Here is a 19,116-nt window from a genome sequence, read left to right as displayed (position 1 = left end):
ATACGTTTACTTATTTTTTTCGTTTTCTTTTTTCTTAAATAATTAGTATGTCAAAACTGTTTTTAAATTTCCGCTATAAATTTGATGCGCCTTTCTGTATGTCTCTTTTTTATTTTCTATAGAACGGACTTTATGACCTGTTTCATCCTAGCGTACTGCCTCAGTTATGGCTGTGACATTACGCTAGGAATGTGTAGCATAATGTATTAAAAAATCGAAAAGCTGCAACATTGTTTACTAAAAAAGTACGGTATTAGTATTTGTTAACATGCACTGCAAAATTGATAAACGTGCAGCCATTAAAAAACCGTACCTTGTTACCAAGATACGGTCATAAAAGTAATAAGCGTTAACCCATCGCTATTTAAAAATTGTTCGAGCGACTAGCCGTCGACAACCTCAAAGCTCAGACCTGAGTGTTCTTCTAGACGAGATATCAAATTATCCCCCATTGCAGAAGCTGGTGTCCAAAATCCACCGCCGACGTCCTCTTTACTCACATCTTGTGCCAGACACAATGCTGCTTGTGCAATCATACGAGAGGTACTGCCATAACCAGGGTCTTTATCACCTGTGACTTTGACAGTGATAGTGTCATTTTTAGCCGTTTTTCCAAAATGACGAATATCGAAATAGCCGTTTTCTTGCTCATCTTTAGACGGGCCTGACCCTGCCTTAGGAAGGACATGCTTAGATAACAACTCACGGCTTGGCTTGATCATCATGGCGGTAGCGAAACCCAGCAACCCTGCACTCATAGCATAGCTTGATAGTTTGCCTTTAACGCCATCTTGCATCCACATGGCTTCGTCATATTTGAAATCGCGACCATATTCATAACTGAGTAGTTGGTTGCTGCGATGGACAATACGCGTATTAATGGTCGCCATCACAAAAGGCGCTAACCAACGTTTATGGTTGCTATCGTACTTTGGTTTGCTGACATTGTCTTGACGTACATTGGGCGCCTCTGCGTCGTCATTCAGCAAGTAAGGGTTGGCGACTTGTTTACGGCGTGATTTATCTTCTCCAGCTTCTTCAAAGATAGACGCCATCGAGGCAATCGTTCCACCAGAAATGCCACCTTTCGCCGCTTTTACGCGCATATTGATCACATTACAAGTTTCGCCAAACTTCTCTTCTGCCTTTTCTTGTAAGAAATAAACGCCCAAGTCTGATGGGATAGAATCGAAGCCACAAGAGTTTACGATACGTGCGCCGCTTTGTTTGGCAGTATCTTGATACTTGTCCATCATATCTTTAATAAAAATCGCCTCACCGGTAAGGTCGACATAATCAGTGCCGTTTTCAGCACAAGATTTTATCAGTGGCTCACCATATTTTAGATAGGGACCAACGGTTGAGATGATAACTTGTGTCTGCTTTGTCATGTCATCGAGACTGGCAGGATCTTTGCTGTTGGCAATGATAATGTCTACTGTGCTCTCAAGCTTTGACTGTAGTTTATTTAGCTTGTCTTCGTCGCGCCCTGCAATCGCCCAAGTAATATTAGAACCGTCTTTGTTTTTGGCATTAGACAAAAAGTTGGTTAGGTAATGAGCAGTGATTTGACCTACGAAGCTCGTTGCCCCGTACAAGATAACGGCATAGGGGCGGTTATCATTGTTGCTCTGTTTTAATGATTTTGAGGTGTCCGTGTCAGTATTCATGGGTATTATCCTTAATAGGGTGAGTAATCATGTGACCTTAAACTATAAACCAAGTGGTTTAAATAGGTTAGGAGTTTATGGAGTCGCTACAGTTTTCATTGCTAAACATCTGTTTCAGAAAACAGTTAGGGCATCTATCCTCATGCTACTTATCTATATTTCTAATAGGTATATAGTTCTAATAGGCACAGCTATAAAGTACACAGCTATAAATCAATAAGTAGATTATCAAAAGATATTGGATAATCCCAAATAGCGTAATTATTAAGACAATAAAAAATAAAAGGCACTAGGAGTTGCTACAAAGTTTACATAACCTACCGATATCATTACCAAAGTGTACGCTCTTTAGAAAAAAATATTGCTAATCTATGTTTGTAAGCAGATATGACTGGTATCAAAAAAACAAGAAGTTAAATGGATACTATATAAAGTTTACTATCTGGTTTTTAACAATTATTTTAGGAGAATATTATGTTTCGTTGGGCTATTATTTTCGCAGTAGTTGCACTATTAGCAAGTTTACTAGGTTTTGGCGGTGTAGCAGGACTATCTGCTAATCTGGCATACATTTTCTTAGCCGTTGCGGTCATCTTATTTATCGTCGCATTTGTTAGTCGTAAAATGTAAAAAAAGCTTATCGTTCTAAGAAATTCATAATTATAAAAAAGACCCTAACATTAGGGTCTTTTTTATGTCTGACTAAAAAAATTACTTATCAATGCGCTCGGCGTAATACTATAAACGTTTGGGCTGAACGATATGTTCCATTCGTTTTGCTAAGCGAATATCCAAACTAGAAATACCGCCTGTATCCTGATTGGTCAGGCGTACTTCTACTATGTTGTATGTATTGCGCCATTCAGGGTGATGTTCGAGTGCTTCAGAATGAAATGCTGCTTGATTCATAAAGCTCATAGCTTCGATAAAATCAGCAAAGTGGTAGGTCTTGACGATGCTGTTACCATTACGCTGCCAACCAGCAAGGTCTTCTAGCTGTAGATTGATTTGTTTGTCAGATAAACTACTCATATTAATAACCTTTATTGTTGTATCGGATTGGTTGATTAACAGTTATGTGCGGGCGTGTCCCTATTTTGAAAATGATGATAAAAATGAGATAAATCGCAGACAAATAAGGAAAATCGCGCAGATAATATCGAGATATTGACCAGCTATTTGCCGCCATTTGTCAAAGATTTAGCCATTTTTATTCCATTTAGTGATAAATGTTTGAATTAGGGACAAGCCCTAATCTATCATTGTTAAAACCATGGTTTGGCACAGACTGTCGCGATGATAGACAACAGGCTAGATCAAATCTTGATACTCAGGATGTTTGCTAATGTACGAGGCTACAAATGAACACTGTGGTATGACTTTCTTGTCTTGCGCACGTGCATAGTCCAACGCATGTACAACCAATGCAGACCCAACACCTTGGCCGCCTAGCTGCTGAGGGACAATGGTGTGATCGTATACAAGTGTGTTATCACGCTCTTGATAACTGATATAGCCAGTTTGACCGTCAATAGATGTCTCAAAACGTTTTGCTGCTTGATTATGCATAATATCTAATTCTGATTTAGAAACTTGGTTACTCATTGATAAACTCCATTTATTATTATCGAATTTTTATTGTAGGTTAAAGGTCTTTGAGTGTTAAGGCGCTAGCAGTAGGGACCTATCGAATCCTATTTTGCTAATTGAATATATAACTATGTAACATTGATACTAAATATTCTAGACGCTTACCGTAAGGGTCGATAGGGTGATTGTTAACATTATTAAGGTCTTGTCTCTGCTAGGCATTTCCCAATCACTTAAGCACTCAGTTATCTAGGCACTCAGTTATTTAAGCGCGTAAGCATCTAGCATCGATGTATCAGAGTAACAATCTAAATATATCACCGTGCGTATGAGATGGCTTTACGAACCACAGGAGGCAAGAACCGACTGAGTCCACCTTCGTCCTCCATCTCTGGTTTAGCATCATTGGTGGTAGTATTGTCCGTACGTGATACCGACTGCTGGTACGCTTGCCACTCTTGTCCGCTAGGTTTGCTAAAGTAATGAATGCGTCCTAAGACTTGTCGAAGCTGTGTACTAAAGCGCCCAGTGTTGTATGCCAGATTATATTTGTGGCATATGGCCTGTACTTGCGGCGCAATTCTAGCGTAGTGGCGGGCTGGCATATCAGGGAAGATATGATGCTCAATCTGATGGGATAGATTGCCTGTCAAAATATGAAACCACTTGCTACCCTTGATGTTACTAGAACCAAGGATCTGCCGCACGTACCAGTCGCTTTTGCTTTCATCAGCATCGAGGCGGGTGTAGATATGCGCTTGCTCAGTGAAGTGACCACAAAAAATCACCGCCCATGTCCATAGGTTACGGACAATATTAGCTGTGACATTACCACTCAGTGTACTCACAGCGCTACGGCGTCCTAGTGTCATTGCTGCTATCGTTGGCAATACAACATAGTCCTTACCCATTTGCCGTCCGATTTTGGCAAATAGGGCACGAGATTTTTGCTGCATGATTTGGTGCAGCTCAGGAGAATCCGCATACTCATCTGCGCTAATCTGAATATCATGAAAAGCAACCGCCCACTCAAACCCAAGTGCCAACCCTGCTGTACTGAGTAAATTATAACGGTCTTCTGGTACCCATGGCTGCTCATCAGTGACCCTGATCAGATGGTAACCGACATCATGATCACGACCAACAATATTGGTAAATGTGTGATGCAGGTAGTTGTGAGAGTGCTGCCATAATGGCGCAGGACAGACAATATCCCAATCAAATTTTTGACTGTTGAGGTGCGGGTGCTGCATCCAGTCGTATTGCCCATGCATGACATTGTGCCCAAGCTCCATATTGTTTAATATCTTGCTAAAGCTCAGTAAGGATGTGCCCAGTAGCCAAGTCGCTACTTGTGAGCGCCGCGACGGCATACGTCCTACTGCGGCAAGAAGACCACGTGCGGCAACCTCACTGTAGGCCACAGTGGCATATATTCGCTGAATGTAACGAGCATCATCACTGCCCAGTGAATCCATCACGTTCTTATAGATAGTATCTAGCTCTGCTCCTAAAGCCTCACTTTGTATTTTTGTGAGTGGTGCACTACTCAGTGTTGGATAGCGAGCTGACTGTGATGGCAAGCTTGTCGGGTTATCACTGCCAGTTATTTTATCGTCGCTATGAGCGTCAGACATCTCTGGGGCTAATGCTAGCTGCCCTTGAGCTGCACGTTGTGTATCGGATAGTGGCGTCAAGGTAGGTACGGCAGATTGTGCTGGAGTAATAGGTGGTAATAAGCGCATAAATAATCCTTAACCGAAACGGCACGAATAAGCAGCACTGGATCCGGTTTAATAAGTCATCTGAGTTTTAGCATACAATATGAGTTAACATCAGTCTATTTTTTAGTTTTAAGAGGTCAATAGTTAGGGGTCAATGGTCGTATTTTTATTTCAATATTAATGAGGCATGTCATGAACTGGCCTATCTTTGAATTTAGTCGGCTTAAAATGGCCAAATCTTAAGTCTGACACCACAAATGAAATGATGACACGCCTTAAACGTCTAATACCACGTCAGTCATCGCGATATTGATACAAGTCTGGATAGACTCGTAGCCGTCGTGGCTGAGCTTACCTGTTTGGATGTTTTTGACCACGCCACTGACTTTATTGCAGCGGCACAACTGGCAAATACCTTGCCGACAACCATAGGCTAGGCGTAGATCTGCGCTCTCAGCAGCCAGTAGTAAAGTCGTGTTACTGCTAAACTGTCGTTGACGTGCACGTAGATAAACGGTGTGCGCTTCTGTCTGTGGCTGTCGATCTATCTGGTCACTATCACCCTCAAAATCAGGTAACGCACTACCGAAGTTTTCTACAATAATATTGTCGCGTAGCTGGATACCCTCGAGTAAGCTGATCTCTGCTACCGCTTTGTACAGGCCAGCTAAGAGAGTTTGTGAGCCACATGCAAATATTGTTGTGTCTGCTAGAGGCAGATTGAGTGCCGTCAGGCTATCTGCACTCAAGTAGCGCTCACCAGCCAAGTAGGTCGCAGGAGTGTCAGTACGAATCAGATGATAGGTAAAGGTCGAGTGTACATCGCCTAGTTGTTGCCACTGGTGCTCAAGCTGTGACAGTTCAGAACGACTATAATGCAGCAGAGTCACTGGATGTCCGATCTCTAGCGCTTGCGTAATAAGTCCTAACATAGGCGTAATACCACTACCGCCAGCGACAAATAACAAAGGGTTGAGTCTTTTATTATCTAAGTTTGTTTTTGCTAAAGTGAAACTACCCAGTGGCACACTCGTATCAACGACGCTAGCCATCGGCATTTGCTCAGCAAGGTAATTGGATATCAATCCTTGCGGTTTGATAGCGATAGTCACTGTATGGCGACGGCTTTTTGCTGCTTTTGTATTGGTATCATCTGACCACCATAATGGCTGGTTTGCCAATCCTACTATTGAATAGCTGCGCTGATGATACACGCCATCGATGAGCACGCGTAAATCAAGATACTGACCGCCTTGCCAACTCTCTGTCTCTTTAAAAGATTGCTGTCTAAAGGCGCCATTGGTCTCAAATCTGAGTGCAATCAAATCATCGCTCAATGGATACCGCGCAACAAGTCTGAGCTTCGGCGTCGTCAGCGACCAAAATGGATGGAGGCGCGATCCGATAAAATCGACAAACGCACGTTGAACTATTTCAGGGCGATAGCCGGTGGCCATATTACCAGTACCTTTATCATTGTGATTGAGATGAATGTTGCACATTCGATGTCAGCTTGACAGTCATGCGGTAGCTCTCTAGTCATGTTGTAGACAATTACGTCAAACTATTTGTCCAACGCTATTAAGCTATCCTAACATGCTAACGACTATTGATTAAATTTGCGAAATTTTTGATGCTACTTTTTGTGGTTTTTATAAAACACTAATGAATCAGAATGTTAGGTTTGCGTATTGAGTCAAACTTTTAAGTGACTCTTTTAGAAAACTTATATCACTAAAGTAGATGGCTTAATACCAAAAGTAGCAAAACAAAGGGGAAAACAACCTGTTAGCTTGCAGGGTATGCGCCACAATGCGATAATAACCTATAATTTGTAACCCTGATTTTGAGGTACAGCACGCTTGGCATCATTGCTGAGTGGTATTTGCTGTTCTCTTCTATGCAGTCTATCGGAGTGTTAATGGCTCAATATATCTACACGATGAACAACGTGTCAAAACTTGTTCCCCCTAAGCGTGAAATTCTAAAGAACATCAACCTATCGTTTTTCCCTGGTGCCAAAATTGGTGTCCTAGGTATCAACGGTTCAGGTAAATCAACCTTGCTACGTATCATGGCAGGCGTGGATACTGAGTTTAGTGGTGAAGCACGCGCGCAAGCAGGTACCAAAGTTGGCTATCTGCCACAGGAACCACAGCTAGATGACAGCAAAGACGTTCGTGGTAATGTCGAAGATGGTATGCGCGAAGCGTTAGATGCGCTAGCACGTCTAGATGCTATCTATGCTGAATACGCAGAGCCTGATGCTGATTTTGATAAACTTGCTGAAGAGCAAGGTAAGATGGAAGATATCATCCAGTCTTGGGATGCGCACAACTTAAATAACCAGCTAGAAAAAGCAGCCGACGCGCTACGTCTGCCACCATGGGATGCTGACGTTAGCAAACTATCAGGTGGTGAGAAACGCCGTGTGGCACTATGTCGTCTACTATTGTCGCGCCCTGACATGCTATTACTTGACGAACCGACCAACCATTTGGACGCCGAGTCTGTTGCATGGCTAGAGCAGTTCTTGCAGAACTACAGTGGTACTATCGTTGCCATTACCCATGATCGCTATTTCTTGGATAATGTTGCTCAGTGGATATTGGAGCTTGACCGTGGCCATGGCTATCCGTATGAAGGCAACTATACTGAATGGCTAGAGCAAAAGAACACGCGTCTAGAGCAGCAGAACAAGCAAGAAGAATCATTTGCTAAAGCGCTGAAAAAAGAGCTTGAGTGGATTCGCAAAAACCAAAAAGGCCAACAGGCTAAGTCTAAATCTCGTGTACAGCGTTTTGAAGAATTGAACTCAACTGAGTTCCAAAAACGTAATGAGACTTCTGAGATTTACATTCCACCTGGTCCACGTTTGGGTAACAAGGTTATTGAGATCAATGACATCTCTAAATCATTTGGCGATCGTCTGCTGTATGAAAACCTAAGTTTTAACGTACCAGCTGGTGGTATCGTTGGTATTATCGGTCCAAATGGTGCGGGTAAAACCACGCTGTTTAACATGATTACTGAGCGCGATACGCCAGATACTGGTTCGGTTGATTTGGGTGAAAGTGTTAAAGTTGCCTATGTCGGTCAGGTACGTGATCATCTAGATGACAACAAAACCGTATGGGAAGAAGTTTCTGACGGCCTTGATATCATTACCGTTGGCGACTACACCACGCCAAGCCGTGCCTATATTGGACGTTTTAACTTCAAAGGCTCAGATCAGCAAAAGCACGTTGGTCAATTATCAGGTGGTGAGCGTAACCGTCTACAATTGGCGAAGACGCTAAAGCAAGGCGCAAACGTATTGCTGCTCGATGAACCATCAAACGATTTGGATATCGAAACCTTACGTGCACTAGAGGATGCGATTCAAGTATTCCCAGGTACAGTAATGGTCGTATCGCATGATCGCTGGTTCCTTGATCGTATCGCGACTCATATCTTGGCATTTGAAGAAGAAGGCCCGGTTTGGTTCGATGGTAACTATACTGAGTTTGAAGCGTATCGTAAAAAGACGATGGGTGATGATGCCAGTCCTAAACGTGCCAAGTATAAGAAAATTACTAACTAATACGGCTGCTTAATATAGTTCAATCCAAAAAAAGACCGCTAATCATTAGCGGTCTTTTTTTTGTTTAGCTTAAAATCTTAAAGGGTATGGGTATCCGTTAAAATTAACGCTTACGCCCAAATTTACGCTGTTTTTTATTACTAATCTCAGTAATGGCATGAGTAATTTCTTCTTCGTCCAAACTAGCGACTTGCTGCAAGATTTGCATCATATCAGGCGTTAGCACGTACTTAGCATGATGAGCGATGTCGTTAATGCGATGATCGAAAGTCAGTATGCCTGTTTCATCATCTTTTTGTAGATAGTCAAGACGAGTCAATGCACTAATGAAACTGGTAAACAAGGCACGATCAAAGAAGTCAGGAATATCATCTGCATAAAGCACAGACAAACGCTGTCCGAGCAGATGACACAGGTCAACAACTTCGTTTTCAGTTAAATTGCCAGAGCCCTGCTGAGCGAGTAGGGCAAGTGTCATAAAGTAACGCTCAAGGCTTTGACCAACTGGAGTGGCTAGCACTTGCAGCTGCTGATAGTGCTTACTATTAGACTCAGGAACGCTAAGCGTGTCATCACCCAGCTCAACAATCAGCCCATGAGAGAGTAAGCTGTCGACTTTTTTGTTGAGGGTCTCAGCCAAGCCATGTGCGGGGTAGTATAAAAATAGCTCACCCTGCAAGAATGGGTATAGCTGCTCAGCGATACTGTCTAGGCGACTGCGTTTGATACGGCCGTTGCGAGCGACTAGCGCGGACAAGAACGACAATAGAATAAACACATGCAAAATATTGTTGCGGAAGTAACTGAGCAGGGCAGCTTGCTTGCCTGCAACCTGAATAATATCACCCAAGATATGCGGCGTACGTTCGATCAATTTCAGCTTGATGCCATAATCGATGATTTGCTGCGGTGTCATATCGGTGATCACCGTATCCTCTGCATAGACCAGTTGCTGAGCAAGGCCTTGATATAAAGCGATCTGCTCACGGCAGCTATTTTCATCCAATGCAGCTTTCGGTGCGGACAGCAAAACCAATGATAATAGCGAGACAGGCGTCACCACTGCTGCTTTGTTAATATGCTGCATGACTTTCACACCGATGTTATCAACCATAGCGCTGGTTTTTTCATCGAGCGGTGAGTCAGTACGATCGGATGGCAGGCTGTCAGCAGGAACATCAAACTTGGCCATAAAGTCGCTAAGATGCAGCGGTGTACCAAAGCTCAAATGTACATTGCCAAAGATGCGCTCAATCTTACGACCAACTTTGAGTAATCCAATCAAAGACTCTGACTCTTTTGGTTTGCCTTTTAGCTCACCAACATAAGTACCGCCTTCCATGATACGCTCGTAACCAATATAAGTTGGAATAAAGACCACAGGTTTATTGGTTTTGCGCAATTGACTATGCACTGTCATCGCAAGCATACCCATCTTTGGAGGTAGTAGGCGACCTGAGCGTGAGCGACCACCTTCGATAAAGTACTCAATCGGGGTATTACGCGTAATGAGAGTGTGCATGTATTCACGTAGTACCGCAGTATACAGGGCGTTCCCGCGGAAACTACGACGAATGTAAAAAGCGACGGCACCGCGTAATAGTGGGCCCAATACAGGTACATCTAAGTTATCACCTGCTGCGACATAAGGGATACTCAAACCGCGCTTGTAGATGACATAAGACAGTAATAAATAGTCAACGTGGCTGCGATGGCAAGGCACATAAATCAGCTCATAATCGGTCGCTAGATCGCGCACTCGCTCGAAGTGATGTACTTCGACGCCATCGTATAACTGCGTCCATAGCCATGTCAAAAACTTATAGAATCCGCGAATAATAGAATGAGAGTAGTCATTGACCATCTCATTGGCATAGCCACGGGCCTGGCTACGAGCGTCTCGAACGCTAGTGCCTGTCTCTGCTGCTTCCATCTCGATGGCGTGTTTGATGGCAGGCGAGTACACCAGTTTGTCCACTAGGTTACGTTTGTCTGACAAGTCCGGTCCCAGCATGCTGGCGCGTTGCTTATCTAGATAGATCGTCAACTGCTGCTGTAGCATACGTACGAGCTCGCGATTGCCGTCCGCGGCTGCAACCAGAGTATAGCTGGGTGCTACCTCGGCATCAGTTTTTGCATCATTGTTTGTAGAGGTGTCTTCAGCACTTTTGGCGTTAGTTGGTGTTAGTTCTGCCGTAGCCAAGTCTGTAGAAACCGAGTCAAAAACAGCAGGTCCTTCTACATCGCCTTTGAGGCTGTCGTTGATAATGGTACGTAAGTCTTGCGGTGGATGAAACTGTACAAAAGTATCGCGGCCCATCACACCGATATTAAATAACTGCCTAGTGATACTAGGGTCCTGCCAGTTATCAGCAGTGAGCAGCTTAAACAGCGAGTCTTCTTTTTCAGGTGCGCGTCCCCATAAGATAGACACCGGCACTAGGCGGACCTTTAGTTCTGGATGTTGCAAGACCGCAGACACCAAGCGCGAAAGGCGAGGGGATAAGGGATTATCTTTGGCATGTGGGTGGTTCAAAAATATGATAGCAGCGTTTTCTTTAATGCCGTGGGCCGTATCATTTACCCCAACCAATGCAGGCGGCAAGTTGTGCTCTTGCGTCTGTAAATCAATCAAAATACTATTGGAGCGAGAATAGTCCTGTAGCACATAAAACCTGAGTATCTGATCGTCGTTATCAAACTCAGGCAATTCTCCAAGTAGCTTGGGTTTGACCGCGACATCGAGTAGCTGCCCCGATAGCTTGCGATACAACTGATTGATCGGTGCATTCGAGTATGGCTTAGTGGCGACTGGACCGGCGTCAGTTTCAGGAGTGTCAGTTTCAGATGTACGATCAGTCGCGACTGGCGCTTTAAAAATCCGTTTTTTTAGGAACTTCGGTATCATAATCAGTATCAAAAATAGTCAAATATGTTGCGCTTATGATGCCATAAAAGCCATCAAAGCGATATATCGTGTCTGCATATACTGCGAATATTAATACGGTCTGGTCACGCTATAGTAAGTGATAGATGATATAAAAAATCCAAATATTTGAAATATGACGGTGTTTGGCGTAATAATACAGTGGTGACAGATATGATAAACATATGTGTCTTCTACTTTTTAACTTCACTATACTAAGCCTAAATCCTATGACGCCAGCTATCGACCTTGCCAAAAAACGTGGTCTTGATTATCAAGTACACGAATATACTCACGACAGCCATGCCCCATCGTTTGGACTAGAAGCTGCAGAAAAGCTTGGCGTGGATGCGACACAAGTGTTTAAGACATTGGTTGTATCAACGGATAGCGATGTGCTTGCTGTCGCGATACTGCCAGTAGACAAAACGCTTAATTTTAAAAAAATGGCCAAGGCGTTATCTGCCAATAAATTGCTGTCCTGCAAAAAAGTACAGATGGCTGACCCAAAACAAGTCGAGCGCAGCACGGGCTATGTACTGGGCGGCGTCAGTCCTTTAGGACAAAAAAAGCGCCTGAAGACAGTGATAGATAGCACGGCTCAAGATCAGTTAACCATCTATGTCAGCGGTGGTCGTCGCGGTTTAGAGATTGAGCTGCCACCCGTACAATTGGCTCAGACACTTGATGCCTGTTTTAGTGCGATTACTGATGAATAATATCAATAAATATTTTACGGCTGTCAGGCAGAACGCGTAAACTGATGAGCCAATTTATTTATTAATTTCTCTATATCTAAGGATGTACTCATGCCGCATTTAACCCTTCAAGTCACGCCAAACGTTCGTATCGCTCACGAAGAGTCATTGCTCAAATCGCTAAACAAAGCGCTGTGGGACAGTGGACAGTTCAAACAACCTGCTGATATCAAGGCACGTATCATACCTATGGAGACATTTTTGGTAGGTATTGAAGACGATGAGCAGGCCAATGGATTTATTTATGCGCACCTAAAGCTGATGAGCGGACGTGATATGGCCACTCGTGACCAGTTGGCTGAGCTATTGGTTGCTACTATCGAAGAAAAAATAGGCGCAGAGCAGTCGGGACGTGCAGCCCTGCAGATATGTGTGGAAGTCGAAGAGATTAGTGCGGTGTATCACAAGAAGATGCTAGGCAGCTAACGGCGGTTATACTTTTCAAATCTATTGTATGGAATACGATGTATAGCGTGTTTTTAATTAAGCATAAAAAAGCGCCTAAATGATAGGCGCTTTTTTATGGCTTATCAGTACAATCTTAATCTAGGAACGAAAAGTGTTCGATATCCATTGCGGTCATGCTTTCGCTAGGTGCGACCATCGCTTCAGCATGGCCTGACGTACGAGGCAACAGCTTATCAAAGTAGAATTCAGCGGTTTGAATTTTAGCCTTGTAGAATTCTGGTGCTTCTGTACCACCATTTTCAAGCTTGTCATAAGCGACAGCTGCCATACGCGCCCAATGGTAACCCATCATCACGTAGCCTGAGTACATCAAGAAGTCTTCTGACGCGGCTGAGATGATTTCACGATCTTTACGTGCCATCAACATCAAGCGTACTGTTAGCGTGTTCCACTCAGCACATAGTTTGGTCAGTGCCCAAACAAATTTACGCATTTCTTTATCAAGTGCATACTCGCCACACCATTTCATGATGCTTGACGTGTAGTCACGGATAATCTTACCTTTAGACTGTAAGATAACCTTACGACCTAGTAGATCAAGTGCTTGTACGCCAGTAGTACCTTCGTACATCGTCGCAATACGAGCATCACGAGCGATCATCTCCATGCCCCATTCTTTGATGTAGCCGTGACCGCCATAGACTTGCTGACCATGCTTGGCAGCTTCGATACCCAGCTCAGTTAAGAAGCCTTTTAGGATTGGCGTGTAGAAGCCTAGCTTGTCATCCCATTTTTCGAATTCTTCATCATCGCCATTGACGATACCTTGAGCCATTTTATCAGCGTAGCGTGCTGAATGATAAATCATTGAGCGGCCGCCTTCGGCAAAGGCTTTTTGTGTCAGTAGCATACGGCGTACATCAGCATGATGGATGATTGCATCAGCTACTTTCTCAGGATCTTTAGTACCTGATAACGTACGCATTGAGCGGCGTTCTTTGGCATAAGGCAGTGCATTTTGGAAAGACAGCTCAGTATGCGCTAGACCCTGGATACCCGTACCGATACGAGCCGTGTTCATGAATGTAAACATGGCTTTTAGGCCTTTGTGCGGCTCGCCAATCAGATAGCCTGTCGCACCATCAAAGTTCAATACACAAGTCGATGATGCGCTGATGCCCATTTTGTGTTCGATTGAACCACAAACTACGGCATTACGCTCGCCAGCTTCACCTTCAGCATTCGGCATGAACTTAGGTACGATGAATAATGAGATACCGCGTGTGCCTTCTGGTGCATTTGGTAGACGTGCTAGAACAATATGGACGATGTTATCTGTTAAGTCATGCTCACCGCTTGAGATAAAGATTTTGGTGCCGCTGACTTTGTATGTACCGTCTTCTTGCGGGATTGCTTTTGATTTTACCTGACCCAAATCGGTACCACACTGTGGCTCAGTCAAACACATGGTACCTGCCCATGAGCCTTCGACCAGTTTTGGCAAATAAAGCGCTTTTTGCTCATCTGTACCGTACTGTAGCAACGTGTTGATACAACCCGTTGATAGACCAGGGTACATCGACCACGACCAGTTAGCAGTACCGATCATCTCAGCTTTGATAAGGTTGATTGAGGTTGGCAAATTCATACCACCAAACTCTTCAGGGTATGAGATACCTTGCCAGCCACCTTCTACAAACTGGTCATAAGCTTCTTTGAAACCTTTTGGCGTAGTCACTACACCATCTTCGAAATGACAGCCTTCTTCACCACCTGATTGGTAGAGAGGCGCAATGACGTTTTCAGCAAAGTCAGCCATACCTTGTAGAATCATATCGATAGTTTCAGGGTCAGCGTTTTCGCCGTTGTCTAAGCTTTTGTAATGAGTCTGATAATCAAATACATCATTAATCAAAAATTTGATATCACGTAAAGGTGCTTTGTAAGTTAACATAATCGCTCTCTTTGGTTGGTTCGCTATCATAGACTTACGACGCAGTATTCGAGTCAAAATGCATGTCAGCGATATTTGCTTATTTTAAGTGAGATAGACACTATAGGTCGTCATATGGACTGGTAATAAACAGCAAGTCCGTTGTGAGGGTAAGTAAGACGTCCTTGTTAAGCGTCAGCTGTTATGGCGTTGATATGATTATAAATCTTATAGGGCAACAAATATACAACTAATAACTATTATTCATGTTTTAATGTTTTATTAATTATATTTAGTTATTAGGTGTGAGCGATATATATATTTAAAGCCGTCTGTAATGGACTATCTCTATGGGTAAAAGGTCGAAGATAAGTAGATTTAATAAATGAGGAAAGCCTTTTATGAGTGAGTCAGAACAGCAAAAACAAGGGTCGTGGTGGTCCGCGCTATTCACTCGCATAAAACTGCTTATTGATGGAGAGCTGGGGCATCTACTCACCATCAATCGTAGCCAAAGACCGTGGCACATGCCTATTATTATGGCTATTGCTATTAGCTTTCCGGTGTTTGTGGGGGCTTATTTTGGTGACTTGGCCTCTGGTATAAAAGCGTCATTAGGGTCGATGATTATTCTAAACTTGCCATTGGCTGGTACATTACCTTATCGATTGGTGACGGTGATGGCTTGGGGGTTTGCCATGATACTCAGTTTTGCACTGGGACTCATGGCGCAGCAATTGCCTGTGCTCAGACTCCCTGTATTTATGCTCATTGCTCTTAGTGTTGTGATGCTAGGTCGCTATTATCGGCAGCCACCACCAGCAGGACTGTTTGTGTTAATGGCAGGTGCTATTGCGCTGTTTATTCCTGTGCCGATAGACCAAACCCTATCAGCCATAGGACTTGTGCTGTTGGGCAGCGGGTCTTCGATGCTGTTAGCGCTGCTCTATACATTATTTCTACTCGCTACACGTCCTATCGCCCCTGCACCTAGCTATCGCTATGAGCCAGATACGATTAGTGATAGTCTCATTGTCGTAAGTTTTGTCAGTTTGGCATTGGTGATAGCGGTACTGTTAGATATGCCTTATCCATACTGGGCGGCGATGAGTTGTTTTATCATTATCCAAGGCATGCAGTTACGGACCATGTGGATTAAGCAGTTGCATCGCTTGCTAGGTACATTGGTTGGGATGGCGGTCGCAAACTGGATGCTGTCTTGGGGACTATCGATGTGGGGTGTTGCTGTAGCGATACTAGCTATGATGTTTTTGATTGAGTCGTTTGTCGATCGGCATTACGGACTAGCGGTGATTTTTATCACACCGTTGACGATATTTATCGCAGAGTATGGCAGCACGATGCTTGTGCCGCCAGTGGCGAGCGAGGTCATCAATGCACGTATGATTGATACGGCGCTTGGCTGTGCGATTGGATTGAGCGGCGGTTTGGCGATACATTCTACGCGGCTACGCGTGCCACTACGGCGTTTTGAGAACTGGTTGCTGCTGCGTTTTGGTGCATAAAAAGCAGCAGTGTTTTTGATATCGCTCGTTTAGTCAGTAGTCATTAATCATGGGCGGTATTCATTATGATTTTTGGATCAATGCTTTTGTGGCTTTAGCGACATCGATAGTATGACCCGTCCAGCGGTCAAAACTCAGAGCCGCTTGTCCGATGAGCATACCGTAGCCTTCTGATACTTGCGTATCACGCGCCGCGAAATGCTGTAAAAACGGTAGCGCGCGTCCATACATCATGTCATAAGCGTACTGGCAGTTTAGATTATTATCCAGCGGTAAGGTATCACCTGACAAGCCAATAGAGGTAGCATTGATAATAATATCAAAGGTACCGCTCAATTCACTAGTAGCACAGCTCTCAATTTGCTTTGCTGCAATGATTGGACTGGCGTCACTTAGCTCTTTTATTAAATCAGTTGCTTTACTCACGGTACGATTGGCAATGGTAAGGGTGTCAATACCTGCTTCAATCAGTGGCAGTATAACACCGCGTGCAGCGCCACCCGCCCCAATGAGTGCAACACGAGCATCAGCCAGTGGCCAGTCCAAGCTTACGATATGATTGACGAGTCCTTGCCCATCTGTATTATCACCGTATATCGCCTCTGTTATCGACGCGCCTTTTGCAACTAATGCTTTGTCTATCAGCAAGGTATTGACTGCGCCTGCTGTCTTGGCATGATCTGATAGACCACCACGCGCTGTGCACAGATTATAAGCCGTCTGTTTAAAAGGGACAGTTACATTAGCACCCACGCCGCCACCACAAAAAAACGCCTCAACGACAGCGATAAAACTGGCATCGTCAGCTGGACAGTACTGACGCTGGTAGCTGATATCTGCCCCTACTTGTCGCGCAAACTGCTCGTGAATTGCTGGAGATTTACTATGGGCAATGGGATTGCCAATGACGATGAAGTGTTGAGTCATAAATAGTCCGTTATCTAAAAGGGGCAAGGCTCATCAAACAAGCCGTCAGTCACGACCAATCATCATAAGCGATAAAATGATGATTGACAAACCGAAGGGTCAACCAAAAATAAGTCATTAGCCAGTAATATTAAAGGATTAATGCTTTAACAAATATGTACTCTCCAAGACTACTATGCGTAACGTAAAAGGTAGTCAAGCAATGAGCAGTTGGGTAAACTATGGATTATATGTTAATTAATATGCTCTAATGATTGTAAGGTTATAACTTTTATTAAATACATTATTTATTAAAAATTCTTCGTTATCGGTGGCATCTGTGTCAGCTCGGTAATGTCATTTTGAGACTAATTTAAAAGTGTGAGTAAACAACCCATGTGGAATCATAACCTTCAGACCCTGCTAGTTGGTACGATAATGGCGGTTAGTGTGTCATTAAGTGGCTGTGATAGCACCAAAGACGATACTCAAAATCCAGAAGCAAATGCTGAGAGTAGCGAGCAGACAGTCACTGACGCACCAGCCAATACGACTGATAATTCTGACACGGATACGGCAGCTGCCCAGCAAGGCACGCCAGTAAAATATGACGTCTCGGCATGGGGCGCTGATACGGTAGAGCCGATCAGTGTCAATGAGCTCAATGGTATCCAGTCGGCGTTCGGTGAGGTGATGAGCACGGATGAAAATAGCCTAGACTATGCCAGTAACCCTGCGACCAAATACCGCTTTATGAAGACAGATGCGCCTTATCTGGATATTATCGATTCTGAAAAGTATCTAGAGCTTGGCTGGTATTATGCCAACCCTACCGACTCTGACAACGAAAAAGAGCTGAGTCAAAACCATGCCAAAAAAGCCTACCAGCTATCGCGACAACTGATGAGTGATGAAGGTGGCAAACTGGTCGGTGAAATGCTCAATGGTCAAATCGTCAAAAACAGAGTCGTTGGCGGACAAAAAGTAGAACTGGCGAAATGCGAGTTTTATAGCTGTATGCTGGTCATCAATAAATCTGATGCCCAAACAGACGATAGCTAAACTATGATAGATACGACGTCAGTACCGAATGGCTGGGTATGTCTGTATCCACAAGACAGCAGTTTGACCGAAGATAATAGTGTGACCGAAGATAATCGGTCGACTAGCCAAACGGTGACGGTGTCTCTAGATAATCGCGGACTGGCATATGGTGATGGATTTTTTACTACCATGGGCGTCATCGATGGGTTGATACTGTGGTCAGACTATCATTATCAGCGGCTCGTCTCTCATGCTGACGCCTTGCAGTTAAATATAAACAGCGAAGCGTTATTAGCAGTACTGCAACTGTATGCCCAGCAATTAGAGCAGGGTATGCTAAAACTCGTAGTCACCCGCGCTGCGCAGGATGTGCGCGGTTATGGTTATACACCTAATGCAAATGGTAACGACTGTGAGATATGGCTAAAGGCTACGGTCATGAGAGTTTCTACTGCGCTGCAACTGTCCTTGCCTGATGGGAGTTTGGTACCCATCCAACCTCATGCCTCGGCAATATGTTTGTCTTCGCAAATTGCTTGCTTACCGCCACCGCTGGCAGGTCTCAAGAGTCTTAATCGTTTAGACAATGTCCTGGCCAGTGGTGAGCTACAGCAGATAAAATCTGAGCCATTGGCCTCTAAACTTGCGGTAACGCTTGGCGAAGGGCTGCTACGTGATATGAGCGGGCAGTGGGTCGAGGGTACGATGAGTAATGTATTTTATCAATTGGCAGATAAGCCAATATCAGAGTCCAAGAAATCCTCCAACAGTCATGAGGTGGGTGACAGCTCTCTAGCCCAAGGTCATTATCTAACCAGCGGTCAATGGTACACGCCTTCTATGACTCAATCGGGCGTTGCTGGTATTATGCGTCAGGTAATTATCGATGCTCTATCCACGACGCAATATCCAGTGGTGATACGGTCGTTATCAGATGAAGATTTGCCTAGAGTCACGCAGTTATTCTTTTGCAATGCACTGCGCGGTATCATGCCAATGACTAGCCTGACGTTACTGTCAGGTGATGTTGTAGATTTTTAATCTACCT

15 protein-coding genes are annotated in these 19,116 nt (G+C 44.0%); 7 read left to right on the top strand and 8 right to left on the bottom strand.

Going from position 1 to position 19,116, the window contains the following annotated elements:
* Positions 1-383: 383 nt before the first annotated feature.
* A complete protein-coding gene (locus AC5JP1_RS09375) occupies positions 384-1,670 on the bottom strand; it encodes a saccharopine dehydrogenase family protein (protein ID WP_493843928.1) in 1,287 nt (428 codons plus the stop codon).
* 474 nt (positions 1,671-2,144) lie between these two features.
* Between AC5JP1_RS09375 and AC5JP1_RS09370 the strand changes: the two genes are divergently transcribed.
* On the top strand, positions 2,145-2,300 hold the full coding sequence (locus AC5JP1_RS09370) for a DUF1328 domain-containing protein (protein WP_114701374.1): 156 nt from the start codon (positions 2,145-2,147) through the stop codon (positions 2,298-2,300).
* 108 nt (positions 2,301-2,408) lie between these two features.
* On the opposite strand, the gene AC5JP1_RS09365 is transcribed toward AC5JP1_RS09370, so the two are convergent.
* The 4 genes from AC5JP1_RS09365 to AC5JP1_RS09350 all read right to left on the bottom strand — a co-directional run bounded on the left by AC5JP1_RS09365 (position 2,409) and on the right by AC5JP1_RS09350 (position 6,486).
* Entirely contained in the window at positions 2,409-2,702 is a 294-nt protein-coding gene (locus AC5JP1_RS09365) for a 4a-hydroxytetrahydrobiopterin dehydratase (protein ID WP_493843927.1), read from the bottom strand.
* A gap of 279 nt (positions 2,703-2,981) precedes the next feature.
* Complete coding sequence (locus AC5JP1_RS09360) at positions 2,982-3,275, bottom strand: GNAT family N-acetyltransferase (protein WP_319052232.1); 294 nt, start codon at positions 3,273-3,275, stop codon at positions 2,982-2,984.
* A 302-nt stretch (positions 3,276-3,577) separates the two neighbouring features.
* On the bottom strand, positions 3,578-5,005 hold the full coding sequence (locus tag AC5JP1_RS09355; protein WP_493843926.1) for a fatty acid desaturase family protein: 1,428 nt from the start codon (positions 5,003-5,005) through the stop codon (positions 3,578-3,580).
* Between the two features lie 254 nt (positions 5,006-5,259).
* On the bottom strand, positions 5,260-6,486 hold the full coding sequence (locus tag AC5JP1_RS09350; protein ID WP_493843925.1) for a flavin reductase family protein: 1,227 nt from the start codon (positions 6,484-6,486) through the stop codon (positions 5,260-5,262).
* 419 nt (positions 6,487-6,905) lie between these two features.
* On the opposite strand from AC5JP1_RS09350, the gene ettA reads away from it, so the two are divergent.
* Complete coding sequence (gene ettA / locus AC5JP1_RS09345) at positions 6,906-8,567, top strand: energy-dependent translational throttle protein EttA (protein ID WP_057757965.1); 1,662 nt, start codon at positions 6,906-6,908, stop codon at positions 8,565-8,567.
* Positions 8,568-8,670: 103 nt separating this feature from the next.
* Here ettA and plsB read toward each other — a convergent pair whose 3' ends face one another.
* The gene (plsB, locus tag AC5JP1_RS09340) at positions 8,671-11,475 is read right to left on the bottom strand and encodes a glycerol-3-phosphate 1-O-acyltransferase PlsB (protein ID WP_493843924.1); all 2,805 of its coding nucleotides are present in this window, start codon (positions 11,473-11,475) and stop codon (positions 8,671-8,673) included.
* Between the two features lie 248 nt (positions 11,476-11,723).
* On the opposite strand from plsB, the gene ybaK reads away from it, so the two are divergent.
* Entirely contained in the window at positions 11,724-12,212 is a 489-nt protein-coding gene (gene ybaK, locus AC5JP1_RS09335; protein ID WP_443525131.1) for a Cys-tRNA(Pro) deacylase, read from the top strand.
* Positions 12,213-12,302: 90 nt separating this feature from the next.
* Positions 12,303-12,677: a 5-carboxymethyl-2-hydroxymuconate Delta-isomerase gene (locus tag AC5JP1_RS09330; RefSeq protein ID WP_493843923.1), complete on the top strand. Its 375-nt coding sequence runs from the start codon at positions 12,303-12,305 to the stop codon at positions 12,675-12,677.
* A 115-nt stretch (positions 12,678-12,792) separates the two neighbouring features.
* Here AC5JP1_RS09330 and AC5JP1_RS09325 read toward each other — a convergent pair whose 3' ends face one another.
* Positions 12,793-14,613 (bottom strand): acyl-CoA dehydrogenase C-terminal domain-containing protein, encoded by a 1,821-nt coding sequence (locus tag AC5JP1_RS09325; protein WP_443525134.1) that lies wholly within the window; start codon positions 14,611-14,613, stop codon positions 12,793-12,795.
* A 380-nt stretch (positions 14,614-14,993) separates the two neighbouring features.
* Between AC5JP1_RS09325 and AC5JP1_RS09320 the strand changes: the two genes are divergently transcribed.
* Positions 14,994-16,118: an FUSC family protein gene (locus AC5JP1_RS09320; protein WP_493843922.1), complete on the top strand. Its 1,125-nt coding sequence runs from the start codon at positions 14,994-14,996 to the stop codon at positions 16,116-16,118.
* Between the two features lie 63 nt (positions 16,119-16,181).
* Here the strand turns inward: AC5JP1_RS09320 and aroE are convergent, their stop codons facing one another.
* Positions 16,182-17,045: a shikimate dehydrogenase gene (gene aroE / locus AC5JP1_RS09315; RefSeq protein WP_493843921.1), complete on the bottom strand. Its 864-nt coding sequence runs from the start codon at positions 17,043-17,045 to the stop codon at positions 16,182-16,184.
* A gap of 375 nt (positions 17,046-17,420) precedes the next feature.
* Here aroE and AC5JP1_RS09310 point away from each other — a divergent pair, with 375 nt between their 5' ends.
* Positions 17,421-18,086 (top strand): hypothetical protein, encoded by a 666-nt coding sequence (locus tag AC5JP1_RS09310; RefSeq protein ID WP_493843920.1) that lies wholly within the window; start codon positions 17,421-17,423, stop codon positions 18,084-18,086.
* 3 nt (positions 18,087-18,089) lie between these two features.
* Positions 18,090-19,109, top strand: coding sequence for an aminotransferase class IV (locus AC5JP1_RS09305; protein WP_493843919.1), 1,020 nt, complete (start codon positions 18,090-18,092; stop codon positions 19,107-19,109).
* The last annotated feature ends 7 nt before the right edge of the window (positions 19,110-19,116 follow it).

The organism is Psychrobacter sp. H29 (assembly GCF_059073055.1).
The sequence above is the reverse complement of the archived record's forward strand: the minus strand, read 5'-3'. Positions and strand labels throughout refer to the sequence as shown.